General features: G+C 32.2%; 18 protein-coding genes. All 18 read right to left on the bottom strand.

The features are described from left to right. Positions 1-14 precede the first annotated feature (14 nt). Positions 15-1,040, bottom strand: coding sequence for a glycosyltransferase family 4 protein (locus FVE72_RS01470; protein ID WP_232049462.1), 1,026 nt, complete (start codon positions 1,038-1,040; stop codon positions 15-17). Further along, positions 934-2,190 (bottom strand): glycosyltransferase, encoded by a 1,257-nt coding sequence (locus FVE72_RS01465; protein ID WP_026736971.1) that lies wholly within the window; start codon positions 2,188-2,190, stop codon positions 934-936. Before FVE72_RS01465 ends, FVE72_RS01470 begins: the two co-directional genes overlap by 107 nt. A gap of 30 nt (positions 2,191-2,220) precedes the next feature. Then, complete coding sequence (ylqF, locus tag FVE72_RS01460) at positions 2,221-3,099, bottom strand: ribosome biogenesis GTPase YlqF (RefSeq protein WP_026736970.1); 879 nt, start codon at positions 3,097-3,099, stop codon at positions 2,221-2,223. 1 nt (position 3,100) lies between these two features. Then, positions 3,101-3,802 (bottom strand): 16S rRNA (cytidine(1402)-2'-O)-methyltransferase, encoded by a 702-nt coding sequence (gene rsmI, locus FVE72_RS01455; RefSeq protein ID WP_006808332.1) that lies wholly within the window; start codon positions 3,800-3,802, stop codon positions 3,101-3,103. 16 nt (positions 3,803-3,818) lie between these two features. Next, positions 3,819-5,123 carry a S41 family peptidase gene (locus FVE72_RS01450; RefSeq protein ID WP_006808319.1) on the bottom strand — a complete coding sequence of 435 codons (1,305 nt, stop codon included), beginning with the start codon at positions 5,121-5,123 and terminating at the stop codon, positions 3,819-3,821. 19 nt (positions 5,124-5,142) lie between these two features. Then, on the bottom strand, positions 5,143-5,880 hold the full coding sequence (locus tag FVE72_RS01445; protein WP_026736969.1) for a TlyA family RNA methyltransferase: 738 nt from the start codon (positions 5,878-5,880) through the stop codon (positions 5,143-5,145). 102 nt (positions 5,881-5,982) lie between these two features. Next, the gene (locus tag FVE72_RS01440; RefSeq protein ID WP_006808314.1) at positions 5,983-6,444 is read right to left on the bottom strand and encodes a divergent PAP2 family protein; all 462 of its coding nucleotides are present in this window, start codon (positions 6,442-6,444) and stop codon (positions 5,983-5,985) included. Continuing rightward, a complete protein-coding gene (gene yhbY / locus FVE72_RS01435) occupies positions 6,441-6,767 on the bottom strand; it encodes a ribosome assembly RNA-binding protein YhbY (RefSeq protein ID WP_026736968.1) in 327 nt (108 codons plus the stop codon). Before yhbY ends, FVE72_RS01440 begins: the two co-directional genes overlap by 4 nt. A 1-nt stretch (position 6,768) precedes the next feature. After that, positions 6,769-8,643 carry a ribonuclease J gene (locus tag FVE72_RS01430; protein ID WP_026736967.1) on the bottom strand — a complete coding sequence of 625 codons (1,875 nt, stop codon included), beginning with the start codon at positions 8,641-8,643 and terminating at the stop codon, positions 6,769-6,771. A 37-nt stretch (positions 8,644-8,680) separates the two neighbouring features. After that, the gene (gene mrdA, locus FVE72_RS01425) at positions 8,681-10,636 is read right to left on the bottom strand and encodes a penicillin-binding protein 2 (protein WP_026736966.1); all 1,956 of its coding nucleotides are present in this window, start codon (positions 10,634-10,636) and stop codon (positions 8,681-8,683) included. 23 nt (positions 10,637-10,659) lie between these two features. Continuing rightward, the gene (gene rsfS / locus FVE72_RS01420) at positions 10,660-11,004 is read right to left on the bottom strand and encodes a ribosome silencing factor (protein ID WP_006808339.1); all 345 of its coding nucleotides are present in this window, start codon (positions 11,002-11,004) and stop codon (positions 10,660-10,662) included. 16 nt (positions 11,005-11,020) lie between these two features. Further along, entirely contained in the window at positions 11,021-12,025 is a 1,005-nt protein-coding gene (locus tag FVE72_RS01415; protein WP_026736965.1) for a LytR C-terminal domain-containing protein, read from the bottom strand. After that, positions 12,022-13,383: a tRNA (N(6)-L-threonylcarbamoyladenosine(37)-C(2))-methylthiotransferase MtaB gene (gene mtaB, locus FVE72_RS01410; protein WP_051411716.1), complete on the bottom strand. Its 1,362-nt coding sequence runs from the start codon at positions 13,381-13,383 to the stop codon at positions 12,022-12,024. Before mtaB ends, FVE72_RS01415 begins: the two co-directional genes overlap by 4 nt. After that, positions 13,370-14,077, bottom strand: a complete 708-nt coding sequence (locus FVE72_RS01405; protein WP_026736963.1) for an RsmE family RNA methyltransferase — start codon at positions 14,075-14,077, stop codon at positions 13,370-13,372. Before FVE72_RS01405 ends, mtaB begins: the two co-directional genes overlap by 14 nt. Before the next feature lie 29 nt (positions 14,078-14,106). Next, positions 14,107-15,168 (bottom strand): Holliday junction branch migration DNA helicase RuvB, encoded by a 1,062-nt coding sequence (ruvB, locus tag FVE72_RS01400; protein WP_006808340.1) that lies wholly within the window; start codon positions 15,166-15,168, stop codon positions 14,107-14,109. 13 nt (positions 15,169-15,181) lie between these two features. Continuing rightward, positions 15,182-15,805: a DUF445 domain-containing protein gene (locus tag FVE72_RS01395; RefSeq protein ID WP_006808324.1), complete on the bottom strand. Its 624-nt coding sequence runs from the start codon at positions 15,803-15,805 to the stop codon at positions 15,182-15,184. A gap of 154 nt (positions 15,806-15,959) precedes the next feature. Beyond that, positions 15,960-17,246, bottom strand: coding sequence for a ComEC/Rec2 family competence protein (locus tag FVE72_RS01390; protein WP_026736962.1), 1,287 nt, complete (start codon positions 17,244-17,246; stop codon positions 15,960-15,962). Further along, entirely contained in the window at positions 17,247-17,789 is a 543-nt protein-coding gene (locus FVE72_RS01385) for a type II secretion system protein (RefSeq protein WP_026736961.1), read from the bottom strand. Positions 17,790-17,810: the final 21 nt, after the last annotated feature.

The following is a 17,810-nucleotide window of genomic DNA, read 5'->3' as shown; positions in this document are numbered from 1 at the left end:
TTCTTACGATTATTTTATTTTTTATCCAATATATATTCATAATACTCTTTGTATTTTTTACCTATATTTTTTAAGTCTCTTTCTTCAGCAATTTTATAAGCATTTTCTATTATATCATCTATATTTTTTACTTTATCATTGACGATACTTACCATTTTTTTGTAAAATTCGTCATTATTTCGGGCTTTAAAGCAGTTTACACCGTCCTGAAGCCAGTCCTCATAGACAGGAATATCTCTTACCACCAAAGGTAATTTCAATGAAAGCGATTCCAACACTACTATTCCTTCATTTTCCTCATAAGTCATGAATAAAAAAAGTTTTGCAGCACTGAATGCTCCTATCAGTTCTTCTTTTTCCACAAATCCGGGAAAAGAAAGATTTTTTGGAGGATTATCTATTATTTTTTGTATTTTTTTCGGTAACATCGGTTTTATACTTGAAGAGCCGAACCATAAAAACTGATAATCACTGCATCTTTCCGCTAATTTTACAAATTCTTTTATTCCTTTTCTTTCAAAAGGCAATCCTGCAGTTATTACAAGAGGTTTGAAAATCTTATATTTTTCCAGAAACTTTTTCTTCAATTCTTCATTTTTCGAAATTTTCTCAGTATTTACACCGTTAGATATTACTCTTATTTCTTTTTCGTTTTTTAAGTATTTTTCAGAAACAAGTTTTTTTGTATATTCAGTTGGAGATATTAAATAATCCGCTCCATTGTAAGATTTTTTAGCCCAGTATCTTATTACAGGTGCAAGCTGATCACTCCATTTTATACTTCCTTTAAAATCTTCGTAAGTTGTGTGTGTGTGATAAATTACAGGTTTTTTCATTTTTTTAGCTTTTTTCAACATTTTCCATGATTTCAACCCTAACGTGTTTATATGCACAATATCATATTCTTCATCAGGATTTAAAGTATATTCCACATTATTTGCTCCAAGGGCTTCTACCTGATGATTTAATGCTTGTCCAACGCCTGATTTGCTGAATGTATTTTTCCCCTCTGAAAATAGTAAAACTTTCACGACTATCATACTCCTCTATTGTTTTTTTATAGACTGCTTCTACTCTCTCTCCGAACTTTTCAGCAGTAAAGTCCTGAGATACATTGTAAGCATTTTCTATTATTTTCTCTCTCAATTCTTTATTCTGTTTTAATAACATTATATTACTTATAAATTCTTCTTCATTTTTATAAACTAATCCCGCTTCATTTTTAACCAGTAAATCTTCCAGATTCAAATCATACCTTGCATTAACGGGAGTTTTTGCAGCCATTGCTTCTACAAAGGTTAGTCCCTGAGTTTCCGATACACTTGCATTTAAGAATACATCTCCCATCTGATAATAAACGGGAACTTTATCGTGAGGAACTTCTCCCGCAAAAATTACTCTGTCATTTATTCCGAGATTTTCTGCCTGATTTTTAAGTTCATCAACCACAGGTCCTCTACCTACTATCATAAATTTGAATGTTTCATCTTTTATTTTTGAAAACATGTCTATCAAAACATCAATACTTTTTTCCTTTGCTATTCTTCCTATATACACACAAAGAAAATCACTATCCTGTATATTAAAACTTTCTCTCATAAATTTTATTTCTTCATCTGTATAATTTTCTCTGTAAAATTTATTCAGCTCTATTCCTGTAGGAATTATATTCATGTTTTTATCAACATCATATGAATAGAGTATATCTTCGACTTTCCTTGTAGGTACTATAAGTGCATTACATTTTTCACAGTAAAACTTACTTATCGCAGCTGCGAGTTTTTTAGCCGGTACTGTAAAATGACCTCTCGTTATATAATGGGTATAATATTCATAAAGAGTGTGATACGTATGCACAAGAGGGATTTCAAGATTTATTGCTGCAAATCTTGCAAATGTTCCGACTCCCCATTCTGTCTGTGAATGTATTATATCAAGTTCCAGTCTTTTTATTTTTTTTATTATCCTCGATGAATAAAGCATTCCCAATCTGTATTGAGGCAAAGGCTTAAACTCCATACTAGGCAATCTCAACACATTAGGCTCGACCATAGGTGCATCAGGATCTGTTGTTGTTATAATATAAACTTTATGACCTTTTTTCCTTAATTCCTTCTCCAATGTCAATATTGAGCTTACAACACCGTTTACCTGCGGTCTGTAAGTATCGGTGAATATTCCTACTCTCATATTTTCTCCTTTAAACGCATAAAAACTTTCCTAAAACTCCTCAGGAAGTTCCAAAAAGAATTTTCCTGTTTTTCCGTTTCTGTAGTCTTTAAGCACTCTTCTTGCTACTGTCTCGTAATTATGCTCTTCGTTTTTGAAAATCCCCAATCTTTTTTCGAGCATTTCAAGTATTTTATGATTTTCCGTATCTTTTATCTCTTCTTTATTTGTGTATTCTTCCAAATTATATACTTCTACCAAATTTTCAATTTTGTTTAATATTTTTAATTTGTCAAAAAATTTCATGACTACTTCTTCTATCGGCAGCACATTATCTTTTATTGAGCCTGTTATCGCCAGATTATATGCTGTGTTCTCATCTTCAAACTTAGGCCATAAAACTCCCGGTGTATCAAGCAACTCTATTTTATCATTTATTTTTATCCACTGTTTTCCCCTTGTGAACCCCGGTGTATTTCCGACTTTAGCCTTATTTTTATTCACAAATTTATTAATAAATTTTGACTTTCCTACATTGGGTATCCCTACTATCATTGCTCTTACTTCGGTTTTTCTCAGTCCCTTTTTTTTCATTTTTTCGAGTTTATCAGAATAAATTTTATCGGTTATTTTTCTCAGTTCATTAAAATTAGTTCCTTTTTCTACACTGAGAGCAACAAAATAATCTGATATTTCATTTTTCAGAAAATATTCTTCCCACTTTTTCAGATCTTTAGTATCAACCAGATCAACTTTGTTTAAAACAACTATTTTCTGTTTATTTTTAGCCAATTTTGATATATCGGGATTTTTACTCGATAAAGGTATTCTTGCATCCAGTATTTCAATAACGACATCTATTATTTTAAGATTTTCAACTATCAGATCCTTAGTTTTTTTCATATGACCCGGATACCAGTTTATATTCATTTTATTCTCCTTTTACTTCTTTTTTCAAATATATTCCGTTATCCTCCGATGCCCTTATAAACAAAACTATTTCTCCCTTAACAGGTTTTTTTTCAAGTTTTTCTATAATTTCTGAAACATTTCCTCTTATAACTTCTTCATATATCTTTGTAAGCTCTCTTGTGATTACTATATATCTTTCTCCCAAGTATTCTTTTATATCCTTCAGAGTTTTCAAAATCCTGTTAGGAGATTCGAGTATAATAATCATTCTTTCCTCTTCTTTCAGTTTATTAAAAAGAGTCTGTCTTCCCTTTTTTTTGGGTAAAAAACCTTCGTATGCAATTCTTCTCATGTCAAGTCCGGAAATACTTCCACCTGTTATTATCGATGAAGGACCCGGTATGCCTGACACTTTTATGTTTTCTTTTAATATCTCATTTACAAGTTCAAAGCCCGGATCCGAAATGCAGGGAGTTCCTGCATCCGTCACCAAAGCTATATTTTTATTGTCTTTCAATAAGTTTAAAATATTTTCTATTTGATGAAATTTATTATGTTCATGATACTGGTATACCGTCTTTTCTATTTCATAATGATTAAGTAACTTTTTTGTTACTCTCGTATCTTCGGCAAATATATAATCCACCTCTTTTAAAATCCTTAAAGCTCTGAATGTTATGTCTTCCAAATTACCTATCGGTGTACCGACAACATAAAACATAAACTCTCCTAATATTCTATTTTTTTGTTCCTAATTTTTTATTCATTTCTTCTATGGCTCTTTTCAGCTGTACATCTCCTGCAGCTATGATTTTTTTAGCTTCTTCGGCACCTTTTTCTTTTATAAGAATCTCTTCTATTTCTTTTTCTCTGTTTTTTCTTGCCTGTTCCGAATCATTCGTATAACCTTTAAGAGTGATAAGTTCTTCCATAGGTACTTTTATATCAGGCTCTATTCCTTTTTCGTGAATATAATTTCCTTTAGGTGTAAAGTACTGTGCAATAGTTAATTTTACAGCATCTCCCGTTCTTAAAGGTAAAACTTGCTGTACAATTCCTTTTCCGAAAGTTTTCTCTCCGATAATAGTTCCTCTTTTGTAATCTTTAATTGCTCCTGTTACTATTTCCGACGCAGAAGCACTTCCCTTGTTTACAAGAACTATCAAAGGAAAATCACCTAAATATTTACCCGTTCTATTGTATTTTTTCTCCTGGCCGTCTTTATATTTCAATGAAACTATCAAATCCTCTTTTAAAAATAAAGATGATATATCCTGTGCTTCCTGTAAAGATCCTCCCGGGTTCAGTCTAAGATCCAGAATAAGCCCTTTCATTCCCTGTTTCTGAAGTCCTTCTACAGCTTTTTGTACATCTTCTCCTGCATGATTTCCGAATCTCAAAAGACTTACATATCCTATACCGTTTCCGAGCATTTTACTTTCTACAGTTTCAAGCTTTATTTTTGCTCTTGTCATAGTTACTTTAAAGGGCTCTTTTTTTCCAGCTCTTACAATCTCTACACTGACTTTTGTACCTTCTTTACCTTTCAGTAATTTTACCGTATCTGTCGATGTAAGAGGCAATATATCTTTGTCATCTACTTTAATTATTTTATCTCCGATTTTTATTCCCACTTTTTCAGCCGGACTTCCTATAAAAGGCGACGTAACTTCAAGAGCTTCTCCTTTTTTCTTCTGGATACTCATTCCTACACCTACATATTCACCTTCTATATCTTCGGAAAAGTTTTTCAAATCTTCCTGAGACAAATACTCCGAATAAGGATCGTTCAGCCTGTTTACGACTCCTGTAACAGCTGCTTTATAAAGTTCGTCTTTATTAGGTGTTTCTTTTCCTACAAATCTATTGTCTATGATGTTTATAACGTCCACAATTCTGTTAAGTTCTGTTGAATCCGTGTTATAGTTGGCATTGCTGTTTTTATCATTTCTGGCGGATTTTATAATTGTCGCAGCACAGTATACAGGTATACTTATAAGTATAAATCCTAATATCAGATATAATAATTTATTTTTTTTCATTAATTTCCTCCTGTTTTTATTAGTTTGACACAATCATTGCTAAAAATTCTTTGTTACCTTTAGAGCCTTTTATAGGGGAATCTTCTACACCTATAAGTTCATAATCATTTTCTTTAATAAAAGAAATTATTTTCTTTATTGCTTCATCATGATACTGTTCTTCTATTACTATACCATTCTTTCCTATTTTTTCTTTTCCGACTTCAAACTGAGGCTTAATAAGCATTATAACTTTACCTTTATCTTTCAGAAATTTACGTAAATAAGGAATTACTTTTGTTAATGAAATAAATGACACATCTATAACTGTAAAATCTGCTTTTTCGTTTTCAAGATTTTCGGGCTTTAAATCCTTTATATGAGTATTTTCAATGGAAACTACTCTGCTGTCGTTTCTCAGTTTCCAGTCAAGCTGATTGGTCCCTACATCTACACTGTAAACTTTCTTCGCACCGTTCTGTAATGCACAGTCTGTAAATCCTCCGGTAGAAGCACCTATATCAAGGACTGTCTTATCTGAAAAATCAAGATTCCAGACTTCTATTGCTTTTTCCAGCTTAAGTCCTCCGCGACTTACATATTTCAAACGGTCTTTTACTCTTATTAAAAGCTTTTCATCATCTTTAAAATTTGTTCCCGCTTTAGTGACAGCATGCTCATTTACAATAATATTCCCTGCCATTATTTCTCTTTTTGCTTTTTCTCTCGTTTCAAAAATACCTCTTTCCACGAGAATCAAATCCAGCCTTTTTTTCATATATTTCCTTTTCTGACAATTTAAAATCGGCAACGGTAATAACTTAAATGATAAAATATAATTCTTATTTTTTCATTTATTTTATATTATTTAGCTTATTGATTACCCTGCTATATATCCTCTAAATAACAAACCTATTACTATTCCCAATATACTCCCCCAAAATACTTCAAGAGGAGTATGACCTAAAAACTCTTTAAATTCTTCGCTTATTATTTCTATTCCGTCTCTTTTTTCTATACTGTCCACAAGAGTATTCAAGGCTTTCGCATGTTTCCCCGCCTGTCTTCTCACTCCTGTAGCATCATACAGAACTATTCCCGAAAACACCATTGCTATGGCAAATTCTATAGAGTTAGCACCTTTCAGCAAACACACTGACGTTGCCAGTGAAACAACTGTCGAAGCATGTGAACTGGGCATTCCTCCTGTCTGAAACATTCTTACCCATTGTATTTTCTCTTTTTTCAGCAAAGGATAGAATACTTTATAAAATTGTGCCGAAAAACAAGATATTGCAGCCACATCAAGCAGTCTGTTTCCGAATATTATTCCACCGCTCATTTTTTACCTTTCTTTCTAAACTCATTAAATTCTTTGGTTATTTTTCCGTTTTTGTTGTCAGGCTTAAAAAAAATCATTATTTTTCCTATACTGTCTACAAAGACGGACTTTGTTTTGGAAGCCAGTTCCGTTCCCGGTTCTCTACCGATTTCTTCCTGAGAATTCTGTAATATTTTTACTTTTATCAGTTCTCTCTTTTTTACAGCATCGGCTATACTTTTTATTACATTTTCATCTATACCGTCTTTTCCTATTCTTACAACAGGATCTATTCCGTGTGCAAGTTTTTTCAGAAAAGCTCTCTCCTTACTGGAAAGATCCATTTTAAACCTCCATTATTATAGGAAGAATTATAGGCTCTCTGTCCGTTTTTTTATTTAAAAATTCTCCTACTTTTATTTTCAATCTCTGTTTTATTTTTCCTGTTTCTTTAATTCCCTGTGTTTCCATATTTTCAAGTTCAAGTTTGATTAACTCTTTCGTTTCGGATAATAAGCTTTCCGCATCCTTATTATATACAAACCCTCTTGTTACAAGCTCTATCTGTTTATTGAAAGTACCTGTTTTGTATTGAGAAACGGATATTATTACTATTCCGTCATCAGCCAGATTTTGTCTGTCTTTTAATACGGCATTTCCTATATCTCCTATACCGAATCCGTCTATAAGAGTAACTCCGCTCGGTACTTTTCCTACAGCTTTAAAACTTGATTTTGTAAGTTCCAGCTTCATACCGTTTTCCGCAAGTATAATATTTTGTGAAGGTATTCCCACAGCTTCGGCAGAATCTTTATGTTTTTTCAACATGACATATTCCCCGTGAACAGGCATAAAGAACTTAGGTTTTACAAGATTTAACATAAGTTTCTGTTCTTCCTGACATCCGTGTCCGGAAACATGTATTCCTATACCTTTTTCAAATACGACATTTGCGTGTCTTTTCATAAGTTGATTTATATTTTTATATGCAGCTTTTTCATTACCCGGAATAGGACTTGCAGATATTACTACAGTATCCCCGTCTCTTAAAGTTATATATTTATGTGAACCGTTTGCTATTCTGGACAATGCCGCAAGAGGCTCTCCCTGAGTCCCTGTGCACAATATCAGAACTTTATTTGCAGGCAATGTTTCAACTTTATCTATATCTATCATTATTCCTTTAGGAATTTTCAAATATCCCAAATTTGAGCAGATTTCAAATATTTTAACCATACTTCTTCCGTCAATGGCTATTTTTCTGTTATTTTTTTCAGCTATATATATTATTTGCTGTAATCTGTGAACATGAGAAGCAAATGCCGCTAGTATTATTCTTCCTTTTGCTTTTGCAAATTCTTCTTTCAGACTTTCTCCTACAGTTCTTTCGGACAATGTAAAGCCCGGAATTTGTGCATTTGTACTATCCGAAAGAAGTAAATCCACTCCCTCTTCTCCCAGTTGTGCAAATCTCGCAAAATCAAATCCTTCACCGTCTACAGGTGTCAAATCCACTTTAAAATCTCCCGAGTGAAGCACTGTTGCAGCAGGAGTTTTTATACAGATAGCATAACAATCGGCAATACTGTGAGTTACACTTATAAATTCCACTGTAAAGTATTTCGATATTTTTAATATACTTCTTCCTTTTATTATTTTTTCTTTAGGAAGTTTTGCATCTTTTCTTTCAAATTTTGCTTTTGCCAGTTCCAATGTCAGCCTTCCGCCGTACATCGGTATATCTTCCGTTCCCAATTTCTGATATAAATAAGGAATCGCTCCTATATGATCCTCATGTCCGTGAGTTAAAAGAAGTCCTTTTATTTTTTCTCTGTTACTTTCCAAATACGAAAAATCGGGAATTATAACATCTATTCCCAAATGTTCGTCTTCAGGAAAAGTAAGCCCTGCATCTACGATGATTATTTCATCCTTATACTGAAATGCAGTCATATTTTTCCCTACTTCTTCTATTCCTCCCAGAGGGATAACATACATTTTTTCTTCTTTTTCTTTCTTTTTATTTTCATTTTTCAAATTTATCCCTTCAGATTTATCAGGGAAAAATTGTAAACTGTTTCCTTCGTTTAAACGTCCTTCACGGTTCAATCCGCTATTTTTAATTTTTGATTTCACTTTATTCAACACATTTTTTGAATAATCTCTTTTAAAAGGATGATCTGCTTTTTCATTTCCTTTTTTATTTTCTTTTTCCGACATTCAACGACCTCCTTTTCTTTATATATTTTCTTAATATTTATCCTCTTTTTCTTTTTTTCTTTTTACCTGTATTCTCGGCAACTTGATTCTGCTGTTCAGGCAAAATGTTCTTTTTAAATTCATATTTATCTCTGTATTTTTCTATAAATGTCCTTGCCAACTGTCCTGAAGCGACTCCTCCATATCCTGCACCTTCTATTATGGAAACAAATACTATTTGAGGATTATCCGATGGGAAATACCCAGCTATCCACGAGTGATTATCTCTAAATCCTGTATTTTGTGCCGTTCCCGTTTTTGCAGACACAGGAAAATTAGGGAAATAAAGTACTCTCGCAGTCCCTCCGTAGGAACTTACAGGAAGCCTTAATGCATTTTGCATCAACTTCAGATTTTTATCGCTTACTTTTATTTTCCTCAATATTTTAGGCTCATTCTTTTCCACTTTACCGTCATAACTTACAAATCTGTCAACAACTGTGGGCTTTATCATCACTCCGTTATTAGCTATAATCTGATAAGCTGAAAGTACCTGTACCGGTGTCATCAGTACATATCCCTGACCTATAGACATATTTATAAGATCTCCCGGTAACCATATCTGATCCTGTTTCTTTTTAAATCTTTTCTTTTTCCATTCAGGTGTAGGTAAAACTCCGGCCTGTTCCCCCGGGATGTCTATTCCCGTTTTTTCTCCTACTCCCATTTCTTTTGCATATTTTATAATATTATCTTTTCCCGCTCTTTGAGAAAATACATAATAATAAGTATTTACCGAATGTTCTATTGACTTATTGAAATTTGTTATTCCATACCCTCTGCTGCTCGAATCTCTGAATATGAGTTTTCCGAACTTATACTGTCCTGTAGACATTACTGTATCATAAGGAGAGATACCCGATTCCAGTATTCCCAAACCTGTTATTGCTTTAAAAGTAGACCCCGGAGGATATAATCCGGCAATCCCTTTATTTACAAGAGGTTTTGCTTTGGAATTGACCAGTTCATTCCACTGATCGTCAGGAATCCTTGAACTTAAGAGATTCAGGCTGATTTCAGGATAACTTACGAATGTTATGATTTTTCCTGTTTTAACTTCCATAGCTATAAATGCTCCGCTTTTCCCTGCAAAAGCCTGAGTCATGTACTTCTGCAAATCGAGATCTATAGACAGATATATATTCTTTCCTGTTATACTGGAAACATTTTTTATTTCTTTTATAACATTTCCGTGGACATCGACTTCTACATCTTCAACTCCGTCCTGTCCTTTCATTTCCTTATCGTATTCTTTTTCTACACCTTTTTTACCTATCAGATCGTCATTCTGATATCCTTCTTTTTTTAACTCATTATATTCTTTTTCACTTATAGGTTTCACATTTCCTATTACATGCGAAGCGATACTATCTTCAGGATAGTATCTCTTATTGTATTCAACTATATTTATTCTGTTATTTTTTATCTTTTCTACAGCTTTCAATGCAATATTTTTATCCAAATCTTCTATAACGAGAATTGTTTTATCAATACCTATACGGGGCTGTTTACTGAACCTTGTTATTATGTAATCGGTAGTGTATCCTGTAATTTGGCTGATTGTCCGTATATCTTCTATTGTTTCTTTCAATCCTTCGGCTTTCTGTTTTTTTTGTCTGGATAATGCTTCTTCCAACTGATTTTCATCAAGATTCTGAATTTTTCTGAGCAATTCTATATCATTGCTTGAGAGCTGTCTGGTATCTGTATGTATCAGTTTATAACCGGTAGTATTTTTAGCCAGAAGTTTCCCTTCTCTGTCGTATATTTCACCTCTTGTCGCTTTAATAACATTTGTTCTTATTCTGTTTTGTAAAGCTCTTTCTTCATAAGTGGAAGCATTTAATATCTGCAGCGAAAACAATCTTGCTACCAAAACCGTAAAAACCGATGCAACTAATAATATAAACATTACATATCTGGGATTTCTTTCCTCTTTATCCAATTCTCTCATAGTTTTTCTTTACTCCCTGAGCCCTAAATTATACTTCCTTCCTGATTTACACCTTCATAAAATGCGTCCAATTGGTAATATTCTCTTGCATCTTTACTGAATATACTGATTATTATATCTCCCGAATCTATCAAAACCCAGTTGCATTCTTCAAGACCTTCGATACTTCTGATATTTTCGGAACTTTTCTTAATATCATTTGCTATCGCTTCTATATTTCTCGTGGAACTCCCCGTACACAATATTGAATAATCGAAAAACGGTGACCTTCCTTTCATATCAAAAACTTTGATATCCTGACCTTTTTTATCTTCAATTATTGATATAATTGAATCAATTTCCTTTTTAAGCTCTTTATTTTCTTCCATTTTACCTTCCTTTTCCTTAATTTTTAGACACAATTATTATTTTCCCGTTTATTTCATTGTCAGCAATAAGTTTTACCCCACCGCCTATTTGTTTTGCAAGTAACTTTGCAGTATAAACATCCGAAGGATTGTAAACGATTTTCACGTCAATTATTTTATCAAGTTTTTCCCCTTTATATTCGGAAGATTTTATATTTTTGACGTTATATCCTTTTATTTTATCTGCTGTTACCGACTTTTCACCTAACGTAACTATTTCTACCGGGAAATTTATTTGAGAATCATTTCCTGTAATCAGCACAAAGTCCGCATCAGGTTTTACAGTTTTATCTTCCAGTATTTTGGCATATTTCAATCCTGCTTCTGCGAGTATCGCTTCGATTTCAGTATCGTTTAATTTACGGACTATAACATAATTCATTGTTTCAGGCTTCGTATAATTTTCAGCATTGTATTCTATTCCGAATTTTGCTTTCAGTTTTTCTCCGATATTTTTTGCAAAACCATCAATACCATTGGCATTGAGTATTTCAAACTTTTTACCTTTCAATGTTTCTGCAGGATTTGTATTTACTACTGTTTCTTCCTGTATTTCATCATCTTTTTTGACTTCCTGAGCTTTAGGCATATTTGCAAGCATTTTTTCAAATTTAATACTGTCCACATGTTTTTCACTTCCCACTGAAGTTACAGGAATTAAAACACTTCCTACAGAAGTTTCATTTTCAGTTATATATTTTATTCCTGAAGGAAAATACTTATTCAAGTCATTTAACAACTCCGCTTTACTTAATGTCCCTATATTCAATTGCTTAAGCATTCCCGATGTAAAATACTGTTCGACTTTTTTAGTTTTTGTCAAATATAAATCTTTAGGTAACTCAAAAGTATTACCGTCATAATAAACATAATATTTGTCATTGGTTCTGAATATTCTGTTTTCACTTTTCAGCTTTTCCGCATTTTCAAAACAGGAAACAAAGAATAATAAACTGATCATTACTAATAAAAATTTTTTCATATTATATCTCCTTCTAATAATATTCCGTCAAAATCGACTATTTTTGTATTTACCAAATCAGAAACTTTTACATCCAGATTGTTTTTTTCTCCTTTTTTCAAATCAATAAATACTTTCAAATAATTTTCGGTATAACCGAAAGCTTTGTCTTCAACTATTTCTTCAATATAAACTCTCTGTTTTAAACCTACAGTTTTCTTTCTGAACTCTGCATATTTTATGTTATTCAATTCTTCAACTTTTTTAACTCTTCTTTTTTTCTCTACAGCATCTATTTTACCGTCCAGCAGCATAGCTGTAGTTTTTTCCCTGTCCGAATAAGGAAATACATGTAAATCCGCAAATCCTAAAGAATCAAGATTTTTCATCGTATTAGCAAAATTTTCTTCTTCTTCCTGAGGAAATCCTACTATTATATCTGCCGTAAGAGCTACTTCAGGAACCTCTCTTTTTACCTTTTCAAGAGTATTTACAACAAATTCGGCTTTATAATTTCTTCTCATCAAATGAAGAATTTTATCATCCAAAGTTTGAACGGATACATGAAGATGAGGCATTAACTTAGGATTATTTTTCAGCATTCCCAAAAATTTATCTGTTATAGTATCGGGATAAACCGAGCTGACCCTCACTCTTTCCACAGATTTTACTGCAAGTATTTTTTCAAGTAATGTATCAAAATCAGTTTTAGGTTCCAAGTCCAACCCGTATTCACTCATATTTATTCCTGTCAGTACGACTTCTTTATATCCTTGTTCTCCTAAATAATTTATCTCTTCGAGAACATGTTCCGTAGCTCTTGATCTGCTGAGTCCTCTCGCATAAGGAATTTTACAGTAAGAACAGAATTTTGAACAGCCGTCCTGTATTTTTACAAAAGCTCTCGCTTTTTCCCTCAATATCGTATATTTATTCGAGCTGTATTCTTTTTCGTCAAATATGTTATCTACCTGATAGTGAGATACATTTTTATTTATTATGTTAAAAACATTTTCTTTTTTGGAATTTCCGATTATAAAGTCTATTTCTTTCATTTCCTTCAAATCGTCCAAGTTTGTCTGAGCATAGCACCCTGTTGCAACTACAAGAGAATCAGGATTTGTATTTTTTGCCCGTCGCAACATTTTTCTATTTTTTTTATCTGCAACATTAGTAACCGTACATGTATTTACAATATAAACATCGGCTTTTTCATCAAAATCGACTTCTTTATAATTATGATCCAGAAAATCTTTTCTTATGATTTCCGTTTCATACTGATTTACTTTACATCCCAAAGTATAAAAAGCTACTGTTCTCTCTGCATTATTTTTAATATCTTCGGCTTTTTCCTTTTGTGTATCTCTAATTGTAGACATTTGCCAATATACCTCCTATGACAATTGCCGCTGTTTCCGCTCTCAATATTCTTTTTCCGAGACTTATTTCTGTCGCCCCTTTTTCTTTCAAAAAATTAACTTCTTCTTCTGTTATTCCGCCTTCAGGTCCCACTATATACAATATGTTTTTATCGTTTTTATTTACTATATTTACTAAAGGTTCTGTATTATCACTATTCTCATAAGCATAGACGATTTTATCATATAATTCATAGTTTATACTTTGTAGCTTTGTAACGGGAGCTATTTCTGTAAACTTCACACCTTTACATTGTTTTAAGGCTTCTCTCACAGTTATATCCCATTTTTCTTTTTTTTCATTTATCTTTACAACTACCCTTTCTGTCTGAAGAGGTATTATTTTACTAACTCCGATTTCTGTTAATTTTTTTATTGTCATATTCATTTTTTCGTTTTTCAGAATACCGATTGCAGCATCTATATTAATATTCAGCGAATAATTATCTGTATTTTTTTTTATTATTTTTAATTTTATTTCCTTTTTTGCAATATTGGTTATTTCCGTCAAATATTCAAATTCTCCGTCTATAACCCTCAATCCATCACCTTTACCCAGTCTGAATACATTCTGTACATGATTACAGTCTGATTTATCGGTTATTGTAATTTCTTTTTCTGTTATATTTTCCTTATCTGCTATTACTGTCAGCAAATTTTGTCCACCTCGATTATTTTCATTTTTTAAAACAAAGTGTTTTCATCATCGTTTTTTAAATCGGAGTCGTTTTCTCCTTTTATTTTTTCACCTAGTATTTTTTCCAATCCCAGATGTCTGTAACCGTGTTCGGTAACAACACGACCTCTTTGAGTTCTTTTTATATACCCGATTTTCACGAGATAAGGTTCGTAAACTTCTTCTATCGTTCTTTTATCTTCTCCCAGCAGAAGAGAAAGAGTTTCTATTCCTACAGGACCGCCGTTATATACATTTATAATGGATTTCAGTATATTTCTGTCAAGTTCGTCAAGTCCGCTTTCATCCACCCCCAGCAACTTTAAAATACCGTCTACACTGGCTTTGTCAAGTATACCTTTTCCTTCCACAAGAGCAAAATCTCTCGCTCTTTTGAAAAGTCTGTTGGCTATTCTCGGTGTTCCTCTGCTTCTTTTGGCTATTTCGGTTATTCCGTCCTCATCATAAGATACTTGAAATATATTTGCACCCCGTCTTATTATTTCTTTCAGTTCTTCAAGCTTATAATATTCCATTCTGTGGGTTACTCCGAATCTGTCTCTTAGAGGTGTACTGAGCTGTCCCGCTTTCGTAGTTGCTCCTATAAGAGTAAATTTGGGCAATTCTATCCTTATACTTCTTGCAGACGGACCTTTTCCTATGAGTATGTCAAGCTCTCCGTCTTCCATTGCAGGATAAAGTATTTCTTCTACAGAAGTATTGAGTCTGTGGATTTCATCTATAAACAGAATATCATTTTCTTCAAGAGATGTCAAAATCGCTGCCAAATCTCCCGCTTTTTCCAATACCGGACCTGTAGTTATTTTAAGGTTTACTCCCATTTCCGTAGCGATAACTCCTGCCAAAGTTGTTTTCCCCAAACCCGGAGGTCCGTAAAGCAGTATATGATCCATAGCTTCGTTTCTCATTTTTGCAGCTTTTATAAAAATATTCATTTTTTCTTTTAAATCTTCCTGACCTATATATTCACTGAATGTTTTAGGTCGGAGAGTTTTCTGAATATTGTCTTCACCTAATTCTTCAGACGCCAATATTCTTTCATTTTCCATTAACACTCCTTAACTAAACCTGTTTTAACAGCATCATTAATAAAAACTGAAATACAGCAATAATTCCTCCGAGAACTCCGCCTATTATTTCAATATGTTTTAATTCTTTTTTTGAAATTTTAAGTATTATATTTTCTATCTCATCCAAAGAAAAATTAGTCATTTTTTCAACCATAATTTCTTTAAAATCAATTTTTTCTTCTACAACTTTTAAAATTTCCGCAAGAATTTCTTCTTTGTTCTCCAAAATCGCTTTTTTAAAATAAGATTTCAATTTATCCATTAAAGAATCGTTTACTATCATTTTCAATAAAGGATTTTTTTCCAAAATGCTTTTTTGAAGCTTAACCCCTATTATTTTATCCACAAGTTCATCAACGATTTCTTCGTCAAGATTGCTGCCTTTAAGTCTTTCCGCTATATCGGATACCGAAATCAGTTCCTGTTCCACAACTCCCGCAATATTCTCGGAAATTTCATCTCTTCTTTTCGGTATAAGCCCCTGTATTTTAAAAAACAGAAAATTTATCTCTCTGTGAGGTCTGAATAATAATTTTATCGCAAGATAATTGGTAAACCATCCTATCAATGTTCCTACCGACACCATTATTACAAACTGTATTATTAAATGTTTCAATTTAATATCCTCCGTAATTTCCTTACTTTAATCAATGTATCTATTATTTTTGTTACATTGTATATTATCATATTTGCCTTTATTTTTCAAGCTAAGGAAAGAGAATTTGTAAAATCTCCATGTCATATAAAGTTCTTGTACTTTCTTTTATTTTTTAACTTCCATTTTCAGATTTTTCATCTTTTTTATTTAGCTTCAGACATAGAAAAAACAACATCCCGTAATATATAAATACAAAAAGCAGATTTATTTTCACGGAAATTCCGATTTGTAAAAGAGGAAGTCTGCTTCCCGCATATATAAACCCTTCAAAAGCATTAAAAATAATTTTTGAAACCGTTACAAGAAGGGGATTCAGTATTTTTATCTGAAGAATATTAAGTAAAGTTACTCCGAAAAGCAACTCTATCAAAACGGTTCCCACAGGTACTCCTACTGTATTAAGTAAAAAAGAAAAAAGCGGAAGTTTATCAAAATAATACAGAAACAAAGGAATACTCGTCATCTGTATTACAAGGCTCAGCAGTGTAAGTTTCAGGACATCTTTTATTATTCCGTCTTTCATTTTATCGAAATATTTTTTCTGTAAAAGTTTTTCAAAAATCGGATAAATAAATATTATTGCAATAACTGCAGCGTAGGACAACTGCAAAGAAATATCAAACAGCGAATAAGGATTTAAAACTATTATTATAATTGCAGAAATCATAAGAGATTTCTTACTGTCTTCCTGCTCGAACAAAATTCTTGCAAGAATCATCATTGCACCCATTATATAAGCTCTTAATATCCCCGGCGACATCCCTATAAGTGCACAGTAAAAAGTAAGTGCTGCAAGGGATAATACATATTTTAGTTTATATCCGACATTTACACTGTCCAGCATTTTCACAATTCCCATTATGACAAGACTTATATGAGAGCCTGATATTACTATAAGATGAGCAAGTCCTGTATATTTGAATTTATCATTCATATCTTTAGACACATCCGACTTTTCTCCGAGTATTGCCGCTTTGGAAAAAGCATATAAATTATCTTCAGTCAAAAACAATTCATCAAATATATTCAGAACATATCTTCTTACCCCATTCAATCTTGACTCTTTATATCCTAAAATTTTACCTTCAATAGTAATAAATCCGTTTTTTTCTTTAACATTCTTTATTTTATACTTTATCCAATAAAAACCGTAACTTAAATTTTTGCTATTTTTTATGACCGCCTGCTTTTTAAGATATTTATTATTCACTTTCAAAACTGAGCCGTTGTTTCCGTCCATTTTCACATATAAGATTTTCTCCCCTGCAAGTTTTTCTTTAAATGTTACGAAACTTATATAAAAAGCAAACAGCAAAACTGAAAATATCAATAATGTCCCGAATTTTAAAATATTTGAAAAATTTATCTCTTTCACCGAAAATACTTTTTCTTCGTTCATTTACAGCTCCTCCTCCCATAAAATCGACTTTGTATAATCGTCATTTATATCAATAGGAGTTTTCGCCCTGTAAATACTTATTATCGGATATTTTGCGGCATTTATAGTATTCGTAGATATTCTGTAATATATTTTTTTGCCTTTTTTATCAAGCAGATAAATGGAAAAACCTTTTTCAAAATTTCCTTCATTGGTAGTTCTTCTCTTAAAATCTGCATTTTTATTTGTGTTATTTGTCATATACGATATATTTTTTGATATTTCAAGTTTTCCTATAGTTTCTGTTTTTCCGTTTTCTTCATTTAAAAAATAAGCAGTATTTCCGGATATTTTAAAATCCAATATATACTCTTTTTTGTTATATTGGGCATATTGCTGAATTTTTCTTACGAATTGACTGATATTTCTTTTCTGAATTGTAAATTCCTGTTTTTGTTTCTGATTTTGCAGAACATTAAAAATAATCGTAAATAAAATTGTCAAAATCGACATGTACACCAAAACTTCAACGAGTGTAAACCCGTTGTTTCTTATCTTTCTCATAATTAATCCCCCCGATTATAT

This window comes from Pseudoleptotrichia goodfellowii, from assembly GCF_007990505.1.
Lineage (GTDB): Bacteria > Fusobacteriota > Fusobacteriia > Fusobacteriales > Leptotrichiaceae > Pseudoleptotrichia > Pseudoleptotrichia goodfellowii.
This window is presented reverse-complemented; position numbering and strand designations above follow the sequence as displayed.